Consider the following 23,694-nt stretch of genomic DNA (forward strand, 5'->3'; position numbering starts at 1 on the left):
CAACGTCAGCAATACGAGTATCGTCAAAGATTCTGGGAACGGCAGGCTGATGATTTGAATAGGCTTGGTCGTCAATCCGTTTCGAGCGGGTGGGAGCCAAAAATTGGTCATCATCGCCGCCATGATGAAAAACACAGCATAGCGCAATTTGTTTACCTGCTGGAGGCGTCGATTTATCTGCAATGTCAATCGCCGAGCAGTTTGACAAGGGTTGTGACAACGACGAGTCAATCTGAGCGTGCGCCGAACCTGCTGGAAGATGTGAGAAGCAAAACCCGGCAAGCACCTGCAGAACGAATAGCCAAGCAGCCGCGCCGACGGCGAGCCGACTGGTCCAGTTCCCAGCCACCCCACGGGCCCGAATCGTCTTGGATGCCACCTTTCCTACCCCTGTGGTCGAATCTGGGAAGCGAGATTCACCGCGGCTCCGACGATGAAATCGTCGTCGAAACTACGGTAAAGTTCAAGAATTGAATCGAGCATTACGGAACCGAACTGCCACACTGTTGCAAAATTGTTACTCAGCCGCGTATCAAATCATTCCAGCATTGCTTCATGTTTCGCCGATGAGGCGTCGGCCGCGTGGCCACGCCAGATGGCGGTCAATGCATCTCGAATTTGCGCATGCAAGATCGGGTCCGACACGATCGAGGTATGGTCGCCGGCTACGATCTGAAATTTCAGACCGCTTTGCGTAATCTGAGACCACTCGGATTTTGTCGTTACGTCGGCCTTAAGCGACTGCTGTGCTGCCCAATAATGGATGGGCGCCCGAATTTTTTTTAGATCGTGTTCGCAAATCATTCTGATGGCGTTCACGGTATCCGTGTAAATGAAATCAATTAACTCGCTGGATACCCCTTGCCAGTAGCCCCGTTCTTGACCCCAGACCGCGATGTATCGGACTTGTTCCTTGGCCGATAACCGATCAGACATAGCCAAGAGATGCTTGCGATCTTCGTCCGTCAAGAGTTCATCCGGATTCTTGCCTTCCAATATAGCAAATTCTCTAAAACCGTCCAGAACGGCGGTCGGACCGTTTGCAATATCGACACCACCGCCAAAGCTAGGAAAATCAAGAAATGAATCGATTACCCCAACGAAAGCAACTTTTTTGCCGAGCGCTTCCAACTTCTCCGCGATTGCAACTGCTGTAACGCCAGCGCTGCTCCAGCCCAGTAGAAAATAAGGCCCTTGAGGCTGATAGTCACGAATCTGGCGAACGTAGCATTCAGCCATTTTCTCAATCGATTCGTCGATATGTCGATCATCAAATATGCGACGCGATTGAATGCCGTTAACCGGTGCGAGCCCCTGCAGCGAATCCGCGAACGCCTGATAACGAATTGGCGACCCTCCCGCAGGGTGAATGCAATAGATCGGCGGATTTTCTCCCCCCTTACACAGCGGAACAACGAGAGATCGATTATCGTTTTGATGACCGGAGATCATCTCCGCAAGCTCTCTCGCCGTTGGCGCTTGAAAGATCGCCATAGTGGGCAAGTCTCCGCTGATCTTGCGCCGAATTCCATCGATCAGCTTTATTGCTGTCAGCGAATGACCGCCGAGTTCGAAGAAGTTGTCATCGACTCCTATTGATTCCAGACCAAGAACATTCTTGAATTCCTTTAGGAGCAGCCACTCCGTGGTGGTTCGTGGCGCGACATAGGCCCGCGTCCCCTGCGCATCGAAATCCGGCGCGGGCAGCGCCTTGCGGTCGACCTTGCCATTGGGCGTCAGCGGCAACGCTTCGAGAAACATAAAAGCCGACGGGATCATATAGTCGGGCAGTCCGCTCATCAGCGACCCGCGTAGCTGCTCAATGTTCGGTTCGGCCCCATCTTTGCCGACAATATAAGCCACAATCCGCTTGTCGCCCGGCGCGTCTTCTTGCGCCAGCGCCACAGCGTCGCGCACCGTCTCCAGGCGCCCCAACGCGGCCTCGATCTCGCCAAGCTCAATCCGGAAGCCCCGGATCTTCACCTGGAAATCGTTGCGGCCCAAAAACTCAATATAGCCGTCCGACCGCCAGCGTCCCAGATCACCGGTGCGATACATCCGTCCGCCAGCCTCTCCCGAAAACGGGTCTTCAACAAAACGCTCCGCCGTAAGATCCGGACGGTTCAAATAGCCCCGAGCAACTCCCGCGCCGCCTATGTAGATCTCCCCATAAGCTCCGATCGGACAGGGCTCGCCAAGCGCGTCCAATATATAGATTCGCGTATTCGAGATCGGCCGGCCAATAGTTTCAATGAATCCTGCATCTCGCGTCATTCGCAACCATGTCGAGTAAGTTGTTGTTTCTGATGGGCCATAAAGGTTGACGACGTATTTGATCCTCGTTGTTCCAAAGATACGCTCGACTAAATCGGCACTCAAAGGCTCTCCCGCCAAGTTAATAGTCATTGTTGATTCGGGCATCGAACGCGCCTCCAGCAAAGCTTTTGCTGCCGACGGTACCGTATTGATAATAGTTGCTTGCAAATTCACGCGCGTCAACTCGACTGTATCTCTTACTAATAAGATTGTTGAGCCACAACTAAGTGCAGTAAAGCACTCATACACAGATAAGTCGAAATTTATTGAAGTCCCAAAAAGAATTTTAGAGCGTTCTTCGTGAGAAAACTCCGTTAGCGACCAGGAGAGCAAGTTAACAGCATTCTTATGCTCTACCATGACGCCTTTTGGTTTACCTGTCGATCCTGAGGTGTAGATGACATAAGCGAGGTTTTGGGGACGCGCGAGATTTTTGGGATTGTCCGCGCGGTTTGCGGCGATGGACGGCCAGTCGGCGTCGAGGCGCAGCGTCCTGGCGACCTCCGGCAGACGCTGGCGCAGGTGATCTTGCGTCAGCGTCAAGAGCGGTCGCGCGTCGGCGAGCATGAACGCAAGCCGATCGGCCGGATAATCGGGATCGAGCGGCAGATAGGCGCCGCCGGCCTTCAACACGCCGAGCAGGCCGACGATCATCTCCAGCGAGCGCTCGACGCAGACGCCAACCAGCGTCTCGGGGCCAACCCCAAGTCGACGCAGATGATGCGCCAACTGATTGGCCCTGGCGTTCAAGTCGCCATAGGTCAAACTTTGGTCTTCGAACACGACCGCAACAGCTTCAGGCGTCTTCGCCGCCTGCGCCTCGAACAGATCGTGAATGCAGCTATCCTTCGGATAGTCGGCGGCCGTGTCATTCCATTCGACAAGAAGCTGATGACGCTCCGCTTCGCTCAGCACATCGATTGTCAGAGCCGGCCTCTCGGGAGCCGTTTCAAGAGCCGCCACAAGGCCTTCGAGCGCGGTCTGCATATAGCCGCAAACGACACTCGGATCGAGTGGATGCTGCGTCTGCGCTTCCAGGCGGAAACCGTCCCCAAAGTCGTCAACCGACAGCGTTAAGGGATAGTTGGTGCGTTCTTGGGCGTAGAGTTCGGTTACGCCTTCGAACGCCGTTGACGATTCCGTCTCCGGCGCGCTGTGGCGATAGTTCAGCAACGCCGAGAACAAGGGGGCCGGCGCTTCGATGCCGCTGCAGCGCTGCGCCAACGCCAACGGAGCATGTTCGTGCCGCAAAAGCGTCGTCAAACGATCTTGCACGAGGCGCGCGCTGTCCCTGACGCTCTCCTGACCAACCCGCACGCGGATCGGCAGCGTGTTGATGAACAAGCCGATGGCCCGGTCCGCCCCCTCGCCGCCATGCATGCGGCCGAACAGAACCGTGCCGAACACCACGTCGTTGCGCCCCGAAACGCGCGCCAGAACTTGCGCAAAGGCCAGATGCCACAAGCTCGCAACGCTCACGCCAAACGCGCGCGCTGCAGTGCGCGCGCGCCGCGCCAGCGCCAAGTCGACATCTAGCCGAGCTTCCTCGACGCCAGAGCCGTCGCCCCACACGTCCAATAACCCGAACGGCGTGGTCGGCTCCGTCACGTCGCCAAGCATCGCATTGAAAAACGCTTCATGCTCCGCTTGGCTCACGCCAAGACGCGCTAGCGCAACAAAATCCCGGAATGGCGTCGGCGCTGGCAAAGAGTCGCTCCGCCCGGAAAGCTGCGCCTCCGCTTCTTCCTTTAGAATTTCAAAGGTAGAATGGTCAAAAATGAATTGATGCGCCAGAAGCAATAGCAGCCAGCGGTCGTTGACCGTGTCGTAAGCCCAGAACACTCGCATCATCGGCGCCTTCCGGACGTCAAGACGGAACTGACGCGGATTGAAGCGCTCAAGTAGTTGTTGGGCGACATCGCCCGCCCTCGGACCGAATTGCACTTCCTCAATAATCAGTGCAGCCTTGCGCAACACCACCTGAACCGGTTCGCGCAATCCTTCCCACATCACGGCCGTACGCAAGATGTCGTGTCGGGCGATCACCGCCTGTAGCGTCTGACAGAAACCCTCAAGCCGCGCCTGCGTATCGAACCCAAGCAGGACGGGGACTATGTAAGGATCGCCTTTTTCCGCCATGAGATGATGGAAGAGTATACCCTCCTGCAGCGGGGTCAGCGGATAGATGTCCTGCACGTTTGTCGCGCCGCCCGGAACCGCCGCGACAATGCGGTCGATCTCCGCTTGAGTAAGATCCGCCAGCGTTAGCATCTCGGGCGTGATCGCGTCGCAGCCAGCAGGAATGAGATTGGGCGGAACGACGATCGCGCTTTCCCGTCCGACGACGACGGCCAGTCCAGCTGGCGTCGGCTGGACGAAGAGCGAGCGCACATCGCTGCGCAATCCTTCACGCCGCATCTTCTCGATCAGGGTCATCGCCAACAGCGAATGTCCGCCGAGTTCGAAGAAATTGTCGTTGACGCCGACCCGTTCGAGCCGAAGAACGTCTGCCCAGATGCGGCACAGCGCCGCCTCGATCGGCGTGCGCGGCGCGACATAGGCGCGCGCCGCCAGCGCGTCGAGGTCGGGTTCGGGCAACGCCTTGCGGTCGATCTTGCCGTTGGGCGTCAGCGGCAGGGCGTCGAGGAAGACGAAAGCCGACGGGACCATATAGTCCGGCAGGTCGCGCGTCAGCGACGCGCGCAGCTGCGCAACGCTCGGTTCCGCTCCGCCCTCGCCGACGACATAAGCCACAATCCGCTTGTCGCCCGGCGAATCCTCCCGCGCCAGCGCCACCGCTTCACGCACGGCCTCCAGGCGCCCCAGCGCCGCCTCGATCTCGCCAAGCTCAATCCGGAAGCCCCGGATCTTAACCTGATGATCGGTGCGGCCAAGGTATTCGATGTTCCCGTCCTGACGGTAGCGCGCCAGATCGCCCGTGCGATAAAGTCGCTGCCCGGGAGCACCAAACGGATTGGGGACAAATCGTTCCGCCGTGAGGTCGGGCCGGTCAAGATAGCCACGCGCGAGACCCGCCCCGCCAATGTAGAGCTCTCCAGAAACGCCAACCGGAACAGGCTCAAGAGACCCGTCAAGAAGATATATTTGCGTGTTCGATATCGGGCGGCCAATCGGAACGGAAACCGCCTTTTCCTCCCGGCTCTCACATTGGTGTACCGTACTCCAAACGGAGCACTCAGTCGGTCCATATTCATTGTAAAGCCTGACATGCGCGAGCTCACTAAAATGCCGGAACACCAGATCGCTTTTGCACTCCTCGCCAGCAACGATGCAGACTTGCAAACTAGAACCGCTATGAGGCCCGAGAGATTCCAAAAATGCGGAGAATAAAGAAGGAAGACATAGCAAATGCGTTATCTGTCGCTCGGCAACCAATTGCGCAAGTGCACGCGGATCGCGGCGTCTTTCTTCCGAGGTGATATGCAGCGCTCCGCCTTGACAAAGAGTTCCGAATAGTCCCGCGACGGAGCTGTCGAAGGCGAATGACGAGATCAGCAGAAAGTTTTGAACGGAAGCGCCGTAATAATGAGAACGGGAAGACGTGGACGCAACAACACTGCTATGTGAAATCGGCACCCCCTTAGCGCGCCCAGTGGAACCTGACGTATAAATCACGTAGGCCGTATTTTGTCCGTTTGCCCGTCGCGGCGGCGCCGATCTTGGAAGTGACCCAAGCTGAAGTGAGTCGATTCCCATGGCGACATTTGGATCTGGCAAATGGGCGAGGCTGCCGGCAACCTCTTCCGAGGCCAGAATCAACTTTAGGTTGGCGTCCTTCAATATGTATCTGGTACGCTCTAAAGGGTACAATGGGTCGATTGGAACGTATCCGCCATCGGCCTTGAGGATACCAAGAATTGCGATAACGAAGTCGGCTGATGGCGTCATGGACACGCCAACCAGCGACTCGGGCCCAACGCCAAGACGACGTAGATGATGCGCCAGTTGATTGGCTCGGGCGTTCAGTTCGCCATAGGTCAGACTTTGCTCCTCGAACACGACCGCGACAGCTTGAGGTGTTTTCGCCACCTGCGCCTCGAACAGTTCGTGAATGCAACCATCCTTCGGATAATCTGCCGCCGTATCATTCCATTCGACGAGAAGTTTATGGCGCTCCGCTTCGCTCAGCACATCGATTGTCAGCGCCGGCGACTCGGGCGCCGTTTCAAGAGCCGTGACAAGGCCTGTAAGCGCGGCCTGTATATAGGCGCAGACTGCATTGGGATCGACCGAGCATCGAGTTTGGACATTCAAGCCGAAACCGTCGCCAAAATCGTCGACCGAAACATCAAACGGATAGTTGGTTCGCTCGTCCCAATAAAGTTCGGTAGCACCTTCCAGCCCCTGCGAGGCGAGCATAGACGCTCCCTCATGCGCGCTGTGGCGATAGTTCAGCAACGCCGAGAACAAGGGGGCCGGCGCTTCGATGCCGCTGCAACGCTGCGCCAACGCCAAAGACGCGTGCTCGTGCCGCAGCAAAGCTGTCAAGCGATCATGCATGCCGCGTGCGCTTTCCCCGACGCTTTCCTGTCCGATCCGCACGCGGATCGGCAGCGTATTGAGGAACATCCCAATCGCCCGGTCCGCGCCTGCGCCGCCGTGCATGCGGCCGAACAGAACCGTGCCGAACACCACGTCGTTGCGCCCCGAAACGCGCGCCAGCACTTGCGCAAAGGCCAGATGCCACAGGCTCGCAACGCTCACCCCAAGCAGACGCGCGGCCCCACGAAGGCGTCTCGAGAGACGCGGATCGAGATCGAGCTCGGCCTCCGCGACGCCAGAGCCGTCGCCCCGCACGTCCAATAACCCGAACGGCGTGGTCGGTTCCGTCACGTCGCCAAGCATCGCATTGAAAAACGCTTCATGCTCCGCCTGACTCACCCCCAGCCGGGCCTGCGCAACAAAATTGCGGAAGGGAATCGGAGGCACCAGTTCGTCGGCGCGGCCCACCACATAGGCTGCGATCTCGCCAAGCAGGAATTCCTGAGCCGCATGATCCAGGACCAAGTGGTGGACAAGCAATTGCAATACGACTCGGTCGTTTGCCGCATCTTTTGCCCAGAAGACACGAATCATTGGCGCCTGACGAACATCGGCTCTAAATTGGCGAGGACTGAAGCGCTCAAGCAGTTGTTGCGCAGCATCGCCCGCCGCCCAATCGAGGCTAACTTCCTCCACGGCAAGCGAAGCCTCCCGCCACACAACCTGCATCGGCTCCCGCAAGCCGTCCCACATCACCGCCGTACGCAATATGTCGTGGCGCGCGATGACTGCCCGCAGTGCGTTGCAAAACGCATCAAGACGTTCGCGGCTATTAAAGGCGAGGATAGTTGGGTATAGATATGGATCCCCCTTGGTCGCCATGAGATGATGGAAGAGTATACCTCCCTGCAGCGGGGTCAGCGGATAGATGTCCTGCACGTTTGTTGCGCCGCCCGGAACCGCCGCGACTATGCGGTCGATCTCCGCTTGAGTAAGATCCGCCAGCGTTAGCATCTCGGGCGTGATCGCGTCGCAGCCAGCAGGAATGAGATTGGGCGGAACGACGATCGCGCTTTCCCGTCCGACGACGACGGCCAGTTTAGCTGGCGTCGGCTGGACGAAGAGCGAGCGCACATCGCTGCGCAATCCTTCACGCCGCATCTTCTCGATCAGGGTCATCGCCAACAGCGAATGTCCGCCGAGTTCGAAGAAATTGTCGTTGACGCCGACCCGTTCGAGCCGAAGAACGTCTGCCCAGATGCGGCACAGCGCCGCCTCGGTCGGCGTGCGCGGCGCGACATAGGCGCGCGCCGCCAGCGCGTCGAGGTCGGGTTCGGGCAACGCCTTGCGGTCGATCTTGCCGTTGGGCGTCAGCGGCAGGGCGTCGAGGAAGACGAAAGCCGACGGGATCATATAGTCGGGAAGCGTTTGCTGCAGATGGCGCCGCAGTTCGTCGATCTCAATGGCGCCGGCCTGTGCGACAACATAAGCGACGAGTTGATAAACGCCCGGCGTGGCCGCGCGCGCAATGACAGTTGCGGTTCCAACTCCGGGATGGGTCAGAAGAGAGGCGGCGACTTCGTCGGGTTCGATGCGATGGCCGCGGATCTTCACCTGATGATCGACACGGCCAAGGAAGTCGATCACGCCGTCATCTCGCCAACGTCCGAGGTCGCCGCTGCGGTAGAGCCGGCTCCCAGGTGGCCCAAAAGGATTGGGCGTAAACGCCGCCGCCGTGAGATCGGGCCGATGCAAATAGCCGCGACCAACCTGAACGCCGCCAATGCAAATCTCGCTCGCGACGCCGGCCGGCGCCGGCTCCAGCCAGCGGTCGAGCAGATAGATCTGCGTATTGTCGACCGGCCGTCCGATCGGCACGCTCAGATCATCGCCCGCGGGCGGCGTTTCGATCGGAAAGTAGGAGACATCGTCGGAGCATTCGGCCGGGCCGTAGGCGTTCAGCAGACGCACCTGCGGATAGCGCGCCATGAAGCGCCGGCACAGTTCCGGTGCGAAGGCTTCGCCGCAAGGCAGCAGCCAGCGCAACCCCGCAAGCGGCATCTCATCGTCAAAGGTGAGATCCAGCAGCGCGCGGATCGTCGAGGGCACCGCTTCGAGGATGGTGACGCCGCGAGCGGCGATCTCAGCGCCGAGGCGTCGCGGATCGCGCGAGATCGCATCGGGGAATATCTCGACGCGCGCGCCGATCGCGAGCGCGGTGAGGAACTGCCACACCGAAATGTCGAAGCATTGCGACGCCGTCTGGGCGATGACGTCGCTCGTCGTCAAACCCAGCGCAGGAACCTTCGTGATCAAATTATTGAACATTCCGCGATGCTCGACCATCGCGCCCTTCGGTTTGCCCGTCGAACCAGAGGTGTAGATGATGAAAGCAAGATTATCGGGGCTGTGACAACGGGGCGGGTTGCTCGTCGCGCCGCGCTTATTTTGAAGCGCTTCGAGAGCCAGAAGCTGTGGCTGTTGCTGCTGCGCGGCGTCCGACAGCCCCGACACAATCGTCTGTCCGCGCGCCAGCATGTCGCGCCCGACAAGCAAAAACGTAGCTCTGCTCTCCTCCAGCACCTGTGCGATGCGACCGTCCGGATGCGCTGGATCGAGCGGCAGATAGGCCCCGCCCGCCTTGAAGATCGCCAGCAGCATCATCAGGAAATCGAGCCCGCGCGCGTCGAGAAGCGCCACAATCACATCCGGCCCGCCCCCCTCTCGGATCAGAACATGCGCAAGCTCGTTCGCGCGCTTGTTCAGTTCTCCATAGTTCAGCGACACGCCTTCACAACGCGCCGCAACAGTCTCAGGCTTACGAAGCGCCTGCGCCTCAAAACGGTCGACCAAGTCGAGAGGAGAACCGTAGTCAAAATCGCGTCCACCCGATATCTCCAATAGTGTGGAATGTTCCTCCCGACTCAGCAATGAAACTTCGCCGAGCGGGCCGTCGAATTTGGCTGCAAGTTCCTCGACGGCGCGTTTGAAGCGTTCGGCGACGGTTTCGATGAAGGCGGGGTCGAAGCGCTCGCGATCGTAAGTCAGCCGTAATGTGAGATCGCCGTCCGGAATCGCGACGAAAGTGAGCGGATAGTTCGTGTGAACGCGCAGCTGCAGAAGATCGATATCCAGAACGTCCTTCTCACTACGAAGCGATGGATCGATTGGCGCATTCTCGAAAGTCAGCAGATGTTGAAACAGCAGGCCATCCGCGCGCGAGATCGCGCTGCAGCGCTGGATGGCCGGTTGAGACAGAAACTCATGCTGGCGCATTTCGAGATTGTCAGAGAGGATGTCTCTCAGCCAATCGACCACCTTCATGTCTCGCCGCAACTTGACGCGCAGCGGCAGTCCGTTGATGAAGAGCCCCAGCGTCGACTCGACACCAGGCAGGTCGATGGGGCGTCCGGAAACGGTCACGCCGAAGACGACCTCCTCGCGCCCCGAGAGGACGCTCAGTAGCAGAGCGAGCGCTCCCTGGACGAAGGTGTTGACCGTAAGCTGGCTCTGCTGTGCGAGAGTCTTCAGATTTTCGTAGCTCTCAGGAGAAATGCGAACGATCGCGTCGGCGACATTCTCGGCGGCGTCCTGCGAAGGGACGGTCGCGCCGACAAGGGGCGTCGGCTCTGAGAACCCCTCGAGATAGCTACGCCAGAATTTCTCCGCTGCCGCGACGTCGCGGATGCGTAGCCACGCGATGTAATCATGGAAGCGCCCTGCGGGAGCAGTATGCGGTGCCTCGCCGCGCAAGGCCGCTGCATAATGCTGACGCATGTCGAGAAGCAGCGGCGACGTGCACCAGTCATCCATGATGATGTGATGGAAGCTGCGAACGCAGATGTGGCGGTCAGCCGACAATCTGATGATTCTGATGCGCACGAGAGGCGCTTGCGACAGGTCGAAACCCTCGGCGCGTTCAGCCTTCAACTGGTCGTCGACATAGGCATCCTGTTCGTCTGCAGACAGGTGATCAATCGCGTCGACCGTGACGTCAAGGCGCGCCCTGCCGAGCACGATCTGATGAACGCGACCATTGGCGGCGGCTCTAAACGACGTGCGCAAATTCGGATGCCGATCGACGACGCACTGCCAAGCTTCGGCGAATTTCGGGATATCGAGAGCGCCTTTGATCTCGTAGCGCTCCTGCATATGATAGAGGCCGGTGCCGCTATGAGACAGAGCGTGGAAATACATGCCTTCCTGCATAGGCGTCAGCGGATAGGCATCCTCGACGTCGCCAAATTCGAGGCGGAGGCCGGCGATCTCCTCGGGATTGAGTTCGGCCAGCGCGAAATTTGGCGCGAGCGCCTGCAAAGCCCGCCGGTCATTCTCGACTTGCGCGTCAGCGTCGCCCAACCGTCGCAGCGCCGGCGCGAGCGCCACGGCAGTCTGCCGTTCGAACAATTGACGGGGAGTAACCTCGTAGCCGGCTTGCCGCAATCTCGCGGCGACCTGAATGGCCCTGATCGAATCGCCCCCGAGGCGGAAAAAGCCGTCATGCGCGCCGACGCGCTCGAGACCCAGCGCATCGGCGAAGGCTTCGACGACTGCCTCTTCTTCCCTGCTGGCCGGGGCGACATACTCGCCGGCGGACGAGGCGACAGCCCTATGCGCAGGCAAGGCCTTCCGATCGATCTTGCCATTCCGCGAAAGCGGCATCTCATCGAGAGCGACGATGAAATGAGGAATCATGTATTCGGGGAGGCAGCGTTGCAGACCCATCCTGATCTGGTCGACGTCGACGCCGGCACCAGTGACGTAAGCGACGATGACCCTGCCGCCACCATGCGCGGGCGGCACGACCGCCACAGCTTGCGCGACGTTGTCCAGAGCCGAAAGCGCCGCTTCGATTTCGCCCAGCTCGATCCGGAATCCTCTGACTTTGACTTGATGATCGCTTCGCCCGAGATATTCGATTTCCCCATTTGCTCGATAGCGTGCGACGTCGCCGGTGCGATAGAGTCTTCCGCCCGGCTGATCGAAGGGACTGGGGACGAAGCGGTCCGCCGTAAGATCGGGACGCCTCAGATATCCTCGGGCGAGACACACCCCGCCAATATAGAGATCCCCTGCGACGCCGATCGCCGTAGGCTCAAGATTCGAATCGAGGACATAGAGCGAGACATTGGAGACCGGCCGCCCAATCGGGATGCGGTGGCCTTCGCATGGCGAACATTGGTGGGCGCTAACGTCGATGGCGGCTTCGGTCGGTCCATAAAGATTGTGTAGTTCGCAATTCGACGCGGTCTGGAAGCTCTTCACGAGAGTCGCGGAGAGCTCCTCTCCGCTGCAGAAGACTCGCTGGAGAGAGGGCGCGTCGCGAAGGTCGACCGCGCTCAGAAAGGCCTGCAACATGGACGGCACGAAATGGAGCGTTGTCACGCCGTAGCGATTGATCGCCTGCAGGACTTGATATGGATCACGATGCGCGTCCGGAGAGAGGAGTATAAGGCGCGCGCCCGTAGATAAGGCCCAGAAGAACTCCCACACCGAGACGTCGAAACCGAAGGGCGTTTTCTGCAATACGGCGTCTGCCTCACTGAGCCCATAACGCTTCTGCATCCAGTGGAGCCTGTTCACAATCGCCTGATGCGCCATGCCGACGCCCTTCGGCTTCCCAGTGGAGCCGGAGGTGTAGATGACATAAGCGAGATTGAGTGGGCGCGCGATCGCTTCGAGGTTGTAACCACCTTCGCTCGCGAAGCTCGCCCAGTCGCCGTCGAGCGCTAGGGCGTACACCTCGCCCGGCAAACGAGGCTTTAGCGCGGTCGACGTCAGAACGAGTGCGGGAGCCGCATCATCGATTATGAACGCCAAGCGCTCGTCGGGATTGTCGGGGTCGAGAGGGAGATAGGCGGCCCCCGCCTTCAGGACGCCGATTATCCCGACGACCATTTCGATCGATCGATGGAGGCATAAACCGATGGTCGCTTCCGCTCCGACGCCGAGACGTCGCAGGCCATGCGCAAGCTGGTTCGCCTTCGCGTTCAATTCGCCATAGGTGAGCGTTTGGCCTTCGAACGCCAGCGCGAGAGCGTGCGGCGCGCGCGCCGCCTGCGCCTCGAAAAGCTGATGCAGTGCGAGATTACGTGGAAAGTCGTCAGCGGTCGCATTCCAGTCGACAAGGATCTGCTGCCTCTCGGCGTCGTCGAGCAGACGATAGCGTGCGATTGCGCCATCCGGATCTCGGCAGATTTCGTCCGTCAACGCTTTGAAATAGCGGGCAAAGCGTTCGACTATCCCAGCGTCGAAGGCTTGGGTTCGATATTGGAAGGAGAGAAGGAGCTCGTCGCCAAGCCTGGCGCCCATAACTTTCAGATCGAAAAGTTCAACGCGGTCGAGCAATTTTACGGTTCTGGCCTCACCCGCTCCAAGCGAGACGGAGGCCCCTGCTTCTCCGAGCGCCAGCGCCGCGTACTCGGCCGGAAGATCGGCGTTCGCTTCCTGAAGGACGAACCAGGTCTGGTAGATTGGCAAATGTCCGCCGTCGCGCTCGGGCTGCAGGCGTTCGACGATGACGGGGAATGGCATGAGCTGATGCTCAAGTACCTCCCTCATTTCCATACGGGCGCGCCGCAGCACGTCCGTGAAGCGATCGCTCCCGTCGAGCGCGAGGCGAATTGGAACAGGGTTGACGCAGTTTCCGATCAGCCGCGCGGAACGGCGGTCGAGTCTGCCGCTTGTCGGCGTCCCGACGATCAGATCCGTCTGACCGGTCAAGCGATGCAGCAGTACGAAATAGATCGAAGCGAGCAGCGTATGCAGGCTCGCGCCGTTCTTTCTGGCAAGCACTTCGAGGCGCCGAGTCGTCCCGGCATCGAGACGAAGCGGAACCGATCCGCCGCTATAGTCCGGCGCGCCTTGCGTGGCTTTGCGCTCCGGCAACGCAAGAACCGGTAACGGTCCCTCGAGGCGCTTCGACCAGAAGGCCCAGTCCGCCTCCGCGGCTCGTGAGGAGAGAAATTCCTGTTCGCGGGCCACGAAATCGCTGTAATCCTCGGCGATCGTCAGGTCAGAGCCTGCATCTGACCTCAGCGCGACGTCGAGCTGTTTCAACAGCAGGAGCAGCGACCAAAGATCGATCGCGATATGATGCGCGACAAACAGCGCCATCGTCGGCCTGCCCGGCCGATTATAGACAGTGACGCGCAGCGGCGGGCTTCTCTCCAGATCGAACGGCTTGCGCGCCTGTGCGGCCATCGCGCGCTGGAGGTCGGCGTCGGACACGTCGTCTGCATTTTCTTGCGTCAGCCATGCATTCGACGCGTCAGAGGGAAGAGCCTTTTGAACGGCGCCCAGAGGCGCGGGCGCGTAAACCGACCTCAGCTGGGCATGACGCTGCACGACATCGCGGAGGGCAGAACTGATCTGCGCGCCGGAAAGCTCTCCCTTCAGTTCGAGCGCGAGGTGCAAATTATAAGCATTGCTCTCGGGATCGAGATGATGGATGGTCCACATCGCGGACTGGGCGCGCGACAAAGCCGCCTTCTGCGAGAACGGGGACGGACTCGCTTCGGTTTCCGTCGGGACCGAACTCAGACAATCCGCGAGGGCGGACGCAACAGAGGAAATCGGAGAGTCTGATAGAAGCAGACCGATCGGACTTTCGATTCTCAACGTCGCGTCGAGGCGATGCTTGAGTTCGATCGATCGGATGGATGACAAGCCCGCCCCCGGCAGCGTCGCCGATGGAACGATCATGCTTTCGGGCGTCTTCAGAAGGGCGGCGGCGCTCGTTATCAGCAAGCGCGTCAGCGCTTCGACTTGCTGATCGCGGGGCAGATGTGGCAACGCCTTCGCGATGAATGCCTCGGGCGACCATGCCGGCGGCTCCACTCCGGCCCCCGCGGCCAGAGCCAGTCTGGCCGAACGCGCCAGAAGCTTCAATTCGCCCGCAAGAAATCTTCTCCGGCATTCCGACCGTCGGACTTTTCCGCTCGACGTCTTTGGCAGGGAGCCGGTCAGGATAAGCGCGATGACGCTCGGCTCTATGTCGACCGCTTCGACCACGCAGCTTCGAATCCTAGCGAAAAAGTCCTGCGCGCCGCCTTTTTCCAAAGCGCCCGCAATGCTTCGATCAGGTTCGAGAATGACCGCGAGAGCTTCCTGGTCGTCTTGCGTAAAAGAAAACGCGACCGAACAGCCGGGCCGAACGCCGGGGGTCCGCTCCTCGATAACGCTTTCGATGTCCTGGGGATAGAAGTTGCGTCCGGCGACGATGATGAGATCCTTCAGTCTTCCCGAGATGAAACAGTCGCCGCCGCTGAAAAAGCCGAGATCGCCAGTGCGCAGATATTGACGGCCTTCGTCCCCGTGGATCGTCGCTTCAAATGTCCGCGCGGTCTCCTCCGGTCGCTGCCAATAGCCTTTCGCTACGCCGGGGCCTTTGACCCAAATTTCACCAATTTTGTTTTCCGAACAGCGGACAAAAGATTCTGGATGAACAACCTCGACATGAGTTCCCGACCAGACGTGTCCACATCCGACGATATCGACAGATTTAAGGCTGTCGCTCGGCGCAACATTAAGCGACTCGAGGGCTTGGCGGTCGACTTTCAATACGGGAGCCAGCTCGCCGCGGCGCGGCGCGGTGACAACGAGCGTCGCCTCGGCCAAACCGTAACACGGAAAGAAGCTCGTCCTTGAAAAGCCGACATCCGCAAAAGCGGCCGAGAAACGGTCAAGCGTCGACGCGCGAACCGGTTCGGCGCCGCTGAAAGCGATCCGCCAGCAACTGAGATCGAGTTCTTTTTTTCCTTCTTCCTTTACTTTACGAACGCAAAGATCATACGCGAAGTTTGGTCCGCCGCTTGTGTGGGCTCGGTATTTCGAAATTGCCTTAAGCCAGCGCACTGGTTTTTCGAGAAACGCCATCGGCGACATCAGGTAGGCAGTGGCGCCGACATAGAGCGGCTGCAATACGTTACCGATCAAACCCATGTCGTGATAGAGCGGCAGCCATCCGACAAGATCGCAAAGATCGTCATGCGCGAAACTTTTCTTGATGAGCTCTTCGTTGCTCAGCAGGTTGGCGTGGGTGATCATCACGCCGCGCGGATCGCCCGTCGACCCTGACGTATATTGCAAAAATGCGATTTGATTGGGATCTGGCGTATATCCGTCCCAGGACTCCGCTTCTTCGACTGCTATCTCGTCTGTCGCCGCCCAACCGCAGGCAATAGCGGAAAGCGAAGACTGCGCTTCTGTTTCGAACCGATCGCGCAACGCCGCCGTCGTAAGGATCATCGATGGTGTCGCATCGCGGAAGATCGACTGTAGCCGCTGGATATGGCGCCCGGACGGCGGATAGGCCGGAACCGCGACGACTCCGGCATAAAGGCAGCCGAAAAAGGCTTCGATATAGGGGAGGCCCTGAGGATAAAGGAGTAGGACTCTCTCGCCTCGAAGGCCAAGAGAGGTCAATCGCGCGGCGATCGCGCGCGCGCGGCGATCAAGATCCGCGTAGCCGAGACGATCCCCTTCCCTTTCGCCATCTTCCAAAAAGACGTAGGCAAGCTTCGAAGCCTGCTCGACGGCCCGCGCTTTGAGCAGATCGACGAGATTGTCGGCTGCGTATGGCGACAGCTGCTTCGAAGATGCTTCGAAGGAAAATGTCATGTTGGAAGCCCCTGCTGCTTTCGTGAATGTCGCGCGCTGCGCGCCATCACGAGACGTAATTGAGATAGGACCGGTAATACGGGAAAATCCGGTCCCGACGCACGCCGGTCCAAAGTCCGAATGCGATGAGCGCGTTGTAGTAGACGTTCTTCAGCGGCATACCTTGCGTTAAGGCGAGAATGCCTCTGGCTGCGCTACTCTTCGTGTGCCAGTCGACATTCAACGACATGGCGGCGTCGAGACTGCGCACATGGTGCAGCATTCCGGATGGCATGAAGAAGACGTCACCCGGCTCGACGATGACCTGCTGCGGCCTCGCGTGACGAAAAAGTGGATGCATATCGAAATCAGGGGACTCGGGATCGACGGCGGACCACCGCCAATCATGGACGTAACAATAGTTCCGCTGATCGTAATCCAACACAGTGAAACACTTTCTTCCGCGCAGTTGGAAGAAGAGGTTGTGTGTCAACAGACAATCGAAGTGCAGCGGCGTATAGCTCCAGGATGGGCCCAAAAAGAACTGTGCGAAGTCCGTCCAACTCGCGCCGTACCAGCTCGGAAAGAAATTCTGCGGAAACGCCGCAAGGCCCGCGGCGGCGTCCGGAAAGACGCTCGTCAACGGCATATCATGCAGATAAGCCGGTCTTCTTGCGCGATCGTCGCCAGCCGACCGTCTCATTTCATATTGTTCGATCTCGTCGAGATATGCGGCGATCTTCGATTGTCGCGTCAATATCGCGCCACCTGTGCGCCAATCCTTCAGCAAAACGGTGTTACCGCCGGATTGTTCCCGGAGACGATCGAATGTCCAGCTTTTGAACGCCACAGTGTCCGCAAGGGCGCGTTTAATGAGCACCGGCCGGTTCTTCGCCACATAGCGATCGGCGAATTCCACGCTAGTCAGATGCGGCACCGTATCGACGCCGTGCCCGTCAATTTCATCCTGCGCGGCGATGTGACTGCGCGACTGCGCTGTCTCGGTCGTAATGCTCATTGCGCGGAGCCTCGCGCGTCGGCGTCCATCTGCTTGCGCAGGCTCAAGGGGCGCATATCGGTCCACACTTCCTTGATGTGAGCGAGGCACTCGGCCTTCGGTCCGGACTTGCCGACTGTGCGCCAACCAGGCGGTAACGGCTTGTATTCCGGCCAGATTGAATATTGCTCTTCGTCGTTGACAACGATCGCGTAAATTGTTTGATCTTCTTCGTCCCACGCCATATCGCCCTCCTGCTCATTATTCCCAGCAGCAATTGCCGCAACCCTCGCCGCAATTTGCTACTGACGACGCGCTGCGACGACAGATGCGCCGAACCGCTCGAGAATTGCATCGATCTCATCCTGTGCGATGATCAGCGGCGGCAAGAATCGGACGACGGCTCCAAAGCGGCCGCCGAGCTCCAGAATCAGGCCACGCCGCAAGCATTCGTGTTGGATTGTTTTAGCGAGCGTTGGCGCGGGATCAGGCGCCGGCGCGTTCGTCGCGTCTCCATCGACAATCTCGACCCCCACCATCAGGCCGCGTCCGCGCACGTCGCCGATGCATGGATGCTCCTCCGCAATAACCCGAAGACCCGCCATGAGACGCTCGCCCATCTTCGCGGCGTGCGAATCGAGAGAATTCTGTCTGACGTAGGAAATGGTCGCCGCGCCGGTCGCGAATGCGAGCTGATTGCCGCGGAATGTTCCTGCATGCGCGCCCGATTTCCATTGATCGAGGTCGCGATGATAGACCACCACTGAAAGTGGGAGACCGCCGCCGATCGCCTTCGAGAGAACGACGACATCTGGCTCGATTCCGGCATGTTCAAAGGCATAAAGGCGGCCCGTTCGGCCAAGCCCGGTCTGAACCTCGTCAACGATGAGCGGGATTCCACGCGCCTTAGTGATGTCCCTTAGTTGACGAAGCCATCCGTCCGGCGCCGCGATCACCCCGCCTTCGCCCTGAATCACTTCGATTATCATTCCCGCGGGCGTCAGAACGCCGCTATTCGGATCGTCGAATAGGGTCTCGATGTATCTCGCGCTGATCGCCGCGCTCGCCTCGCCGCCGATACCGAAAGGACAACGATATTCTGAAGGGAATGGGAGAAACTGCACCTCTGCTCCTAGGCCCCCAACGGCGCGCCTTGGCGTCGGCTCCCCTGTTAGGCTTAGGGTCGCGTGCGTCATGCCATGATACGCCCCGCTAAACGAAACGAGCCCTCTCCGGCCAGTCGCTGTTTTCACCAATTTTAGCGCGGCTTCGACTGCGTCAGCGCCCGAGGGGCCGCAAAACTGGATCTTGTAATTTTCCTGGAATGCCGCCGGCAGACTGTCAAAGAGTTCACGCGTGAACCGATCTTTTAAGGGAGTTGGCAAGTCCAGAATTTGAAGCGGCGGTTCTTCCGCCAGAGCGGACTGAATCGCCTCAATGACGACCGGGTGGCTGTGACCAAGTGCGAGCGCGCCGGCGCCGGCAAGACAATCGATAAAGGTTCGCCCTTCTGTGTCTTCGACGTAAATTCCCCTGCCCCGTTTTAGCGCAAGGGGAATTTTGCGCGGATACGTCCTCGCATTGGATTCGATCTCAGCCTGACGCGTCAGAAGGTCGTTTCCGAAGGATGAATATAAGGGAAATTGCGCCTTGTCGGCGCCGATCTGCAAGTCTCGATCGAGTTCATCGATCGATCCTGCCTGCACGCCCTGGGGGTTGAACGTCGACTTCAAATCACCTGAACGCGGCGCATCACCGCCTGCCAGCGTTTGCGCTCCTTCCGCCATGGCGCACCTTCTTTCACACTTACCGGCTGACGCAAGATGACGCCCCCTATTGGGTGAGACGATTTTCGACGACATTCACGCCAAAAAAAATCAGGATGGGCTTTCCGAGCTGACGACGCAGCTTGCGGGCTGGGCGCGCTGGTTGACGCTCTGAATTAATTTGGCCGGATTCGGTCGCTCGAAACGTCTCTCTTAGCGAGAAGAGAAGCGGCGCTACGCGTTTGTGCCGCGAAAGTGCTGGGAGAGGCGCTTGTTCGACGAAGCAGCGGCAACGAGCCCGGCCTCCGTGCTTGGCCTTATGCGCGTTTTCGCAGCGTCCAAGCTCCTATTCTTATCTTCTGTCGCGACCGGGTTGATCGGCGGCTCCGCCAGCGCATGGCTATTGGCCCTTGTCACTCAAACGATTGAGTCGCCTCAAAAAGAGACTGTGGATCTTGCGTTGTCGTCCTTTGCGCTCTGCTTGCTCTCTCTTGCTTCCAGCGCCGCTTCGCAGATTCTCTTGTCTCAAATCGCTCAAGAAAATCTTTTCAAAATCCGGCTCTGGCTCAGCCACAGCGTTCTCGCCGCGCCGCTTCGCAACATTCAGATACTCGGGCCCCACAAATTGATGGCTGCGCTGACGACCGACGTTGATAATGTCGTGACCGCTCAAGAAGTCCTTCCGACGCTTTTCATCGAGGGTTCAAAAGTTCTAGCCGTCTTTGTCTATCTTTGGTCCGTCTCGCCGCCGTTCCTCCTATTTGTCTTCGGCTTTGTCGCGTTGAGCGTGTTTATTCTATATGTCCCGCAGAAATGGGCATGGTCATTCCTGGATCGCGCACGTCTAACGGAGAACGCTATATTTGGGCACTTTCGCGCCGCCACGGAAGGCGGCAAGGAGCTCAAGATGAGTGCGGAGCGTCGGCGCGCTTTTCTCGACGATGAATTGCTCCGCTCCGCTCATGCGTTGAAGATGCAACGCATGAAGGCCTTCGTTATTTTTGTGTTGGTTGATCGCTCGGCGGAAATGTTATTTTTTATTCTTCTCGGCGTGATGCTCTTCATTGCGCCGCGTTACGCTTCCGTTTCGCAAGGCACTTTGACGAGCTTCGTGCTCGCCATCATTTTCTTAGGCGGTCCGCTTACCGCGGTCGGCGGCGCGCTTCCTACAATAGGGAAAGGCGTCGTTGCTTTACGTAACATTGAGAGACTGGGTCTAAGCCTCTCCAAGGAGACCGATGTTAACTTTCGTACAACGCCCACCTTTGCGCTCACTCGGCCTGCGGCCCTGGAGCTCAGCAAAATTACGCATCTCTATCGGAATGAAGAATCTGAAGTGCGTCATCAACTCGGCCCGATCAACCTTCGCATTGACCCTGGCGCGCTTCTGTTCGTGACGGGCGGCAATGGGAGTGGAAAAACTACGCTGGCGCTGATTTTACTTGGCTTGTTTCCCCCCGATGACGGCGAGATCAAACTGGGTGGCCGCCGGGTTACGGACGAAAATCGCGAATCCTATCGCCAGAATTTCTCGGCGGTGTTTGCGGACGCATACGTGTTCGATTCCCTTCTTGGCTATTCCGGCATCGAGTCGCAGGCGCGGGCGCAGGAAATGCTCGTTGCGTTGAAGCTCGAAAACAAACTTCAGATCAGTGACGGCCGATTCTCAACGACGGAGTTATCGCGGGGGCAGCGTAAGAGACTTGCGTTGCTAACGGCGTATGTCGAAGATCGACCGTTTTATTTGTTCGATGAATGGGCAGCCGAGCAGGACCCGCAGTTCCGAGACGTTTTTTACCACCAACTGCTGCCGGAGCTCAAGGCGCGTGGCAAGACCGTGATCGTCATCACCCATGACGATCGCTATTTCCATATTGCTGATCAGGTATTGCGAATGGACGCCGGCAAAATCGTATCTTTTGCCGAACAACCTCGAGCGACCGAGTTGCAATCGTGATAAGCGCCGCTAGTAGAACCATGCTTCGGAGAAGCGCGCTTGTCGTGTTTGGCGGCACCGCCTCCTTGGTTATCGCCTGCTACGCCGCAGTGTATTCTCTTCCATCTATTCAATTTCCCTCTGGACCACGGAACGCGCCCGGGCTTAGCGCGGCTGTTTCCATCAATCTGGATCATTACGGCGTCCCGCATATCGAAGCGCGAACACGCGAGGACGCCTTTACAGCTCTTGGCTACATGACGGGCCGGGATCGTCTTTTTCAAATCGACATCATGCGCCGCAAGACCGTCGGCCGGCTCGCGGAGATTCTCGGCGAGCCGCTCGTGGAAGATGATCGCTTGAACCGCACCTTCGGCTTTTCGCGTCTGGCGGAACAGATCCTTGCGCGGCTGCCAGAGTCACAACGGACGGTGCTCGCCGCTTACGCGGCGGGCGTCAATCAGGCGATGGACGATCTGTTGACGTTGCCGTTCGAATTCTGGGCGCTCAATTACAAACCGGAACGATGGTCGCCCAAGGACAGCATTCTCGTGGCGCTCAATCTTTCAACGCTATCTTACGCCGTCGAGGAGGAACGCATGGCGAGCGTCATGCGTGAAGCGCTCCCGGCGGCTGTCGTTTCGTTTTTGACGCCGGATAGCGACTGCTACAATGAAAAGGTCGCTCCAAGCGGCGCAAACATTTGCGCCGATACTTCGCGCCCTCCTGATGAACTGCGCACGCTCCTTCATCAATCGACCAAAAGAGCCACCAAATCTGGTGCGATCCGAGAGATGAGAGCTGCGCGCGGTTCAAACGCCTGGGTCATTGGCGGCGGCAAGACACGTGATGGTCGCGCAATAGTCGCAAACGACATGCATCTCACTCTTGGATTGCCAAACATCTGGTACCAAGCCGATCTCCGCTACGGCCCGCATCGCATGGAAGGGCTTTTTCTGCCAGGCTTGCCGATGATGATCGTGGGATCCAATGGTCATATCGCTTGGGGGCTCACCAGCGTGGACGGCGATTTTTCGGATCTCGTCCGGCTGCGTAAAGACCCCGGCGACAACAATCGCTATGCGACGCCGAAAGGCGTTCAAGCATTTTCTTCCCGGTCGGAGAGCATCGCTGTAAGAGGCAAGGAGAGCGTCTCCGTCGACGTTCGGGATACGATATGGGGACCCGTTCTACCTCAACCGCTTCTCGGGGAAGAAGTCGCGGTTGCATGGTCGATGTTGGACGCCTCGGCGACGAATCTCAACCTGTTGCAATTGGATGAGGCGCGGACAGTTCGTGAAGCTCTGTCGATCCTGCAATCCGCGGGAACCCCGCCGCTAAATGGTTTGGTGGCTGACGACCGGGGGTCGATTGGCTGGACGCTCATGGGCAAAATCCCAGCGCGGCGCGGGCTTCGAGGAATTTATTCGGAACATTGGGACGCCAGCGAAGTTGGTTGGGACGGTTTTCTATCGCCTTCGGCGCTTCCAACGATTGTTGATCCTCCAGAGGGTTATATCGTCAGCACAAATCAGCGCATGTTGCCAACCTCAGTGTTTTCGACGCGCTTGAGTCAAGATTATCCGGGCGGATTTCGCGCTTGGCGCGTTGACGACGCTCTCAGGGGTTCATCGAAGCTCGGCGTCGCTGAAATGGTCGCCTTGCAGCTCGATACAAAGACCGATTTCTATCGCTTCTATCGGGACATTGCCCTCAGAGCGCTAAAGGGCCCTGCTTCACAAGGCCAGCCCGAAGCCGCGCGGCTTCTCGCGGCCTTGGAATCTTGGGACGGTCGCGCAGAACCCCCAAGTAAGGGGTTGGCGTTGATCACGGAGTTCAGGCAAACTCTGCTCCAAGAGATATTGTCTCCAATTTTCGAAGATTGCCGGCGGTTGGATCCGGGTTTCACCTACAGATGGTCCAACTCCGACGTCCCGTTGCAAGCCATCATTCGCAGCGGCGATCCGTCATTCCTGCCACAGTCAGAAAATTCGAGCGATTGGACCAATTTTCTGCAAGCTGCGCTGGCCGAAAGCGCGAAGCGCCTTGAGGCGAAACACGGTCGTCCAATATCGGAAATCAGTTGGGGCGACATAAACCAAGTCGCGATCGCTCATCCATTTTCGAGGGTGGCTCCATTTCTGTCAGCACTTCTTGATTTGCCGCGTTCGCCCGTCGCGGGCTGCCCGCAATGTGTGCGACTATATGAGGTTGCCGACGGCGAGGGAGTCGGTGCCACCGCCCGAACCGTCATCGTTCCCGGGGAGGAACAAAAAAGCGTGATCCAATTCGCGGGAGGCCAATCCGGTCAGTTCGGCTCGGCGCACTACTCTGATCGGCAGCAGGACTGGGTTTCCGGCCGCGCTACGTCTCTGCGCTCTCAGGAAGTCGTTTCCACGATCCTGTTGACGCCGGCGGGCGCTCGCTACAATCAATAGCGGCTTGGAAGCGCGGCACTGAAACCAGCCGATGTTTGAGCGCGATCGAAAGTCCCTGTCGCTATACTGTTTTCCATGCGCCGGCGGGAGCGCAAACTCGTTCCTGCGATGGCACCCGAGTCTTCCGCCATGGATCAG

At 58.8% G+C, this 23,694-nt stretch carries 6 protein-coding genes and 1 pseudogene; 2 read left to right on the forward strand and 5 right to left on the reverse strand.

Translation table 11 applies throughout. The features are described from left to right. Positions 1-537: 537 nt before the first annotated feature. From QMG84_RS19675 to QMG84_RS19700, 5 genes and pseudogenes are all read right to left on the reverse strand, one after another. Positions 538-14,523, reverse strand: coding sequence for an amino acid adenylation domain-containing protein (locus QMG84_RS19675; RefSeq protein WP_350356535.1), 13,986 nt, complete (start codon positions 14,521-14,523; stop codon positions 538-540). Between the two features lie 522 nt (positions 14,524-15,045). Next, positions 15,046-16,440, reverse strand: a pseudogene (locus tag QMG84_RS21505) (fatty acyl-AMP ligase); the annotation flags it as partial. Between the two features lie 46 nt (positions 16,441-16,486). Then, positions 16,487-17,437, reverse strand: coding sequence for a cupin-like domain-containing protein (locus QMG84_RS19690; RefSeq protein WP_281932691.1), 951 nt, complete (start codon positions 17,435-17,437; stop codon positions 16,487-16,489). Continuing rightward, a complete protein-coding gene (locus QMG84_RS19695) occupies positions 17,434-17,661 on the reverse strand; it encodes an MbtH family protein (protein ID WP_281932692.1) in 228 nt (75 codons plus the stop codon). Before QMG84_RS19695 ends, QMG84_RS19690 begins: the two co-directional genes overlap by 4 nt. Before the next feature lie 57 nt (positions 17,662-17,718). Continuing rightward, entirely contained in the window at positions 17,719-19,203 is a 1,485-nt protein-coding gene (locus tag QMG84_RS19700; RefSeq protein ID WP_281932693.1) for a diaminobutyrate--2-oxoglutarate transaminase, read from the reverse strand. A gap of 250 nt (positions 19,204-19,453) precedes the next feature. On the opposite strand from QMG84_RS19700, the gene QMG84_RS19705 reads away from it, so the two are divergent. Both QMG84_RS19705 and QMG84_RS19710 read left to right on the forward strand, forming a co-directional pair. Continuing rightward, positions 19,454-21,139: a cyclic peptide export ABC transporter gene (locus tag QMG84_RS19705; RefSeq protein ID WP_281932694.1), complete on the forward strand. Its 1,686-nt coding sequence runs from the start codon at positions 19,454-19,456 to the stop codon at positions 21,137-21,139. 44 nt (positions 21,140-21,183) lie between these two features. After that, positions 21,184-23,556 (forward strand): penicillin acylase family protein, encoded by a 2,373-nt coding sequence (locus QMG84_RS19710; RefSeq protein WP_281932695.1) that lies wholly within the window; start codon positions 21,184-21,186, stop codon positions 23,554-23,556. The last annotated feature ends 138 nt before the right edge of the window (positions 23,557-23,694 follow it).

Source organism: Methylocystis iwaonis (assembly GCF_027925385.1).
GTDB lineage: Bacteria > Pseudomonadota > Alphaproteobacteria > Rhizobiales > Beijerinckiaceae > Methylocystis > Methylocystis iwaonis.

Bases quoted from the DNA above. Each gene is read 5' to 3' on its own strand.
- QMG84_RS19700 (WP_281932693.1), bottom strand. From the start codon at position 19,203: ATGGCGGAAGGAGCGCAAACGCTGGCAGGCGGTGATGCGCCGCGTTCA.
- QMG84_RS19695 (WP_281932692.1), bottom strand. From the start codon at position 17,661: ATGGCGTGGGACGAAGAAGATCAAACAATTTACGCGATCGTTGTCAAC.
- QMG84_RS19675 (WP_350356535.1), bottom strand. From the start codon at position 14,523: ATGATCGTTCCATCGGCGACGCTGCCGGGGGCGGGCTTGTCATCCATC.
- QMG84_RS19690 (WP_281932691.1), bottom strand. From the start codon at position 17,437: ATGAGCATTACGACCGAGACAGCGCAGTCGCGCAGTCACATCGCCGCG.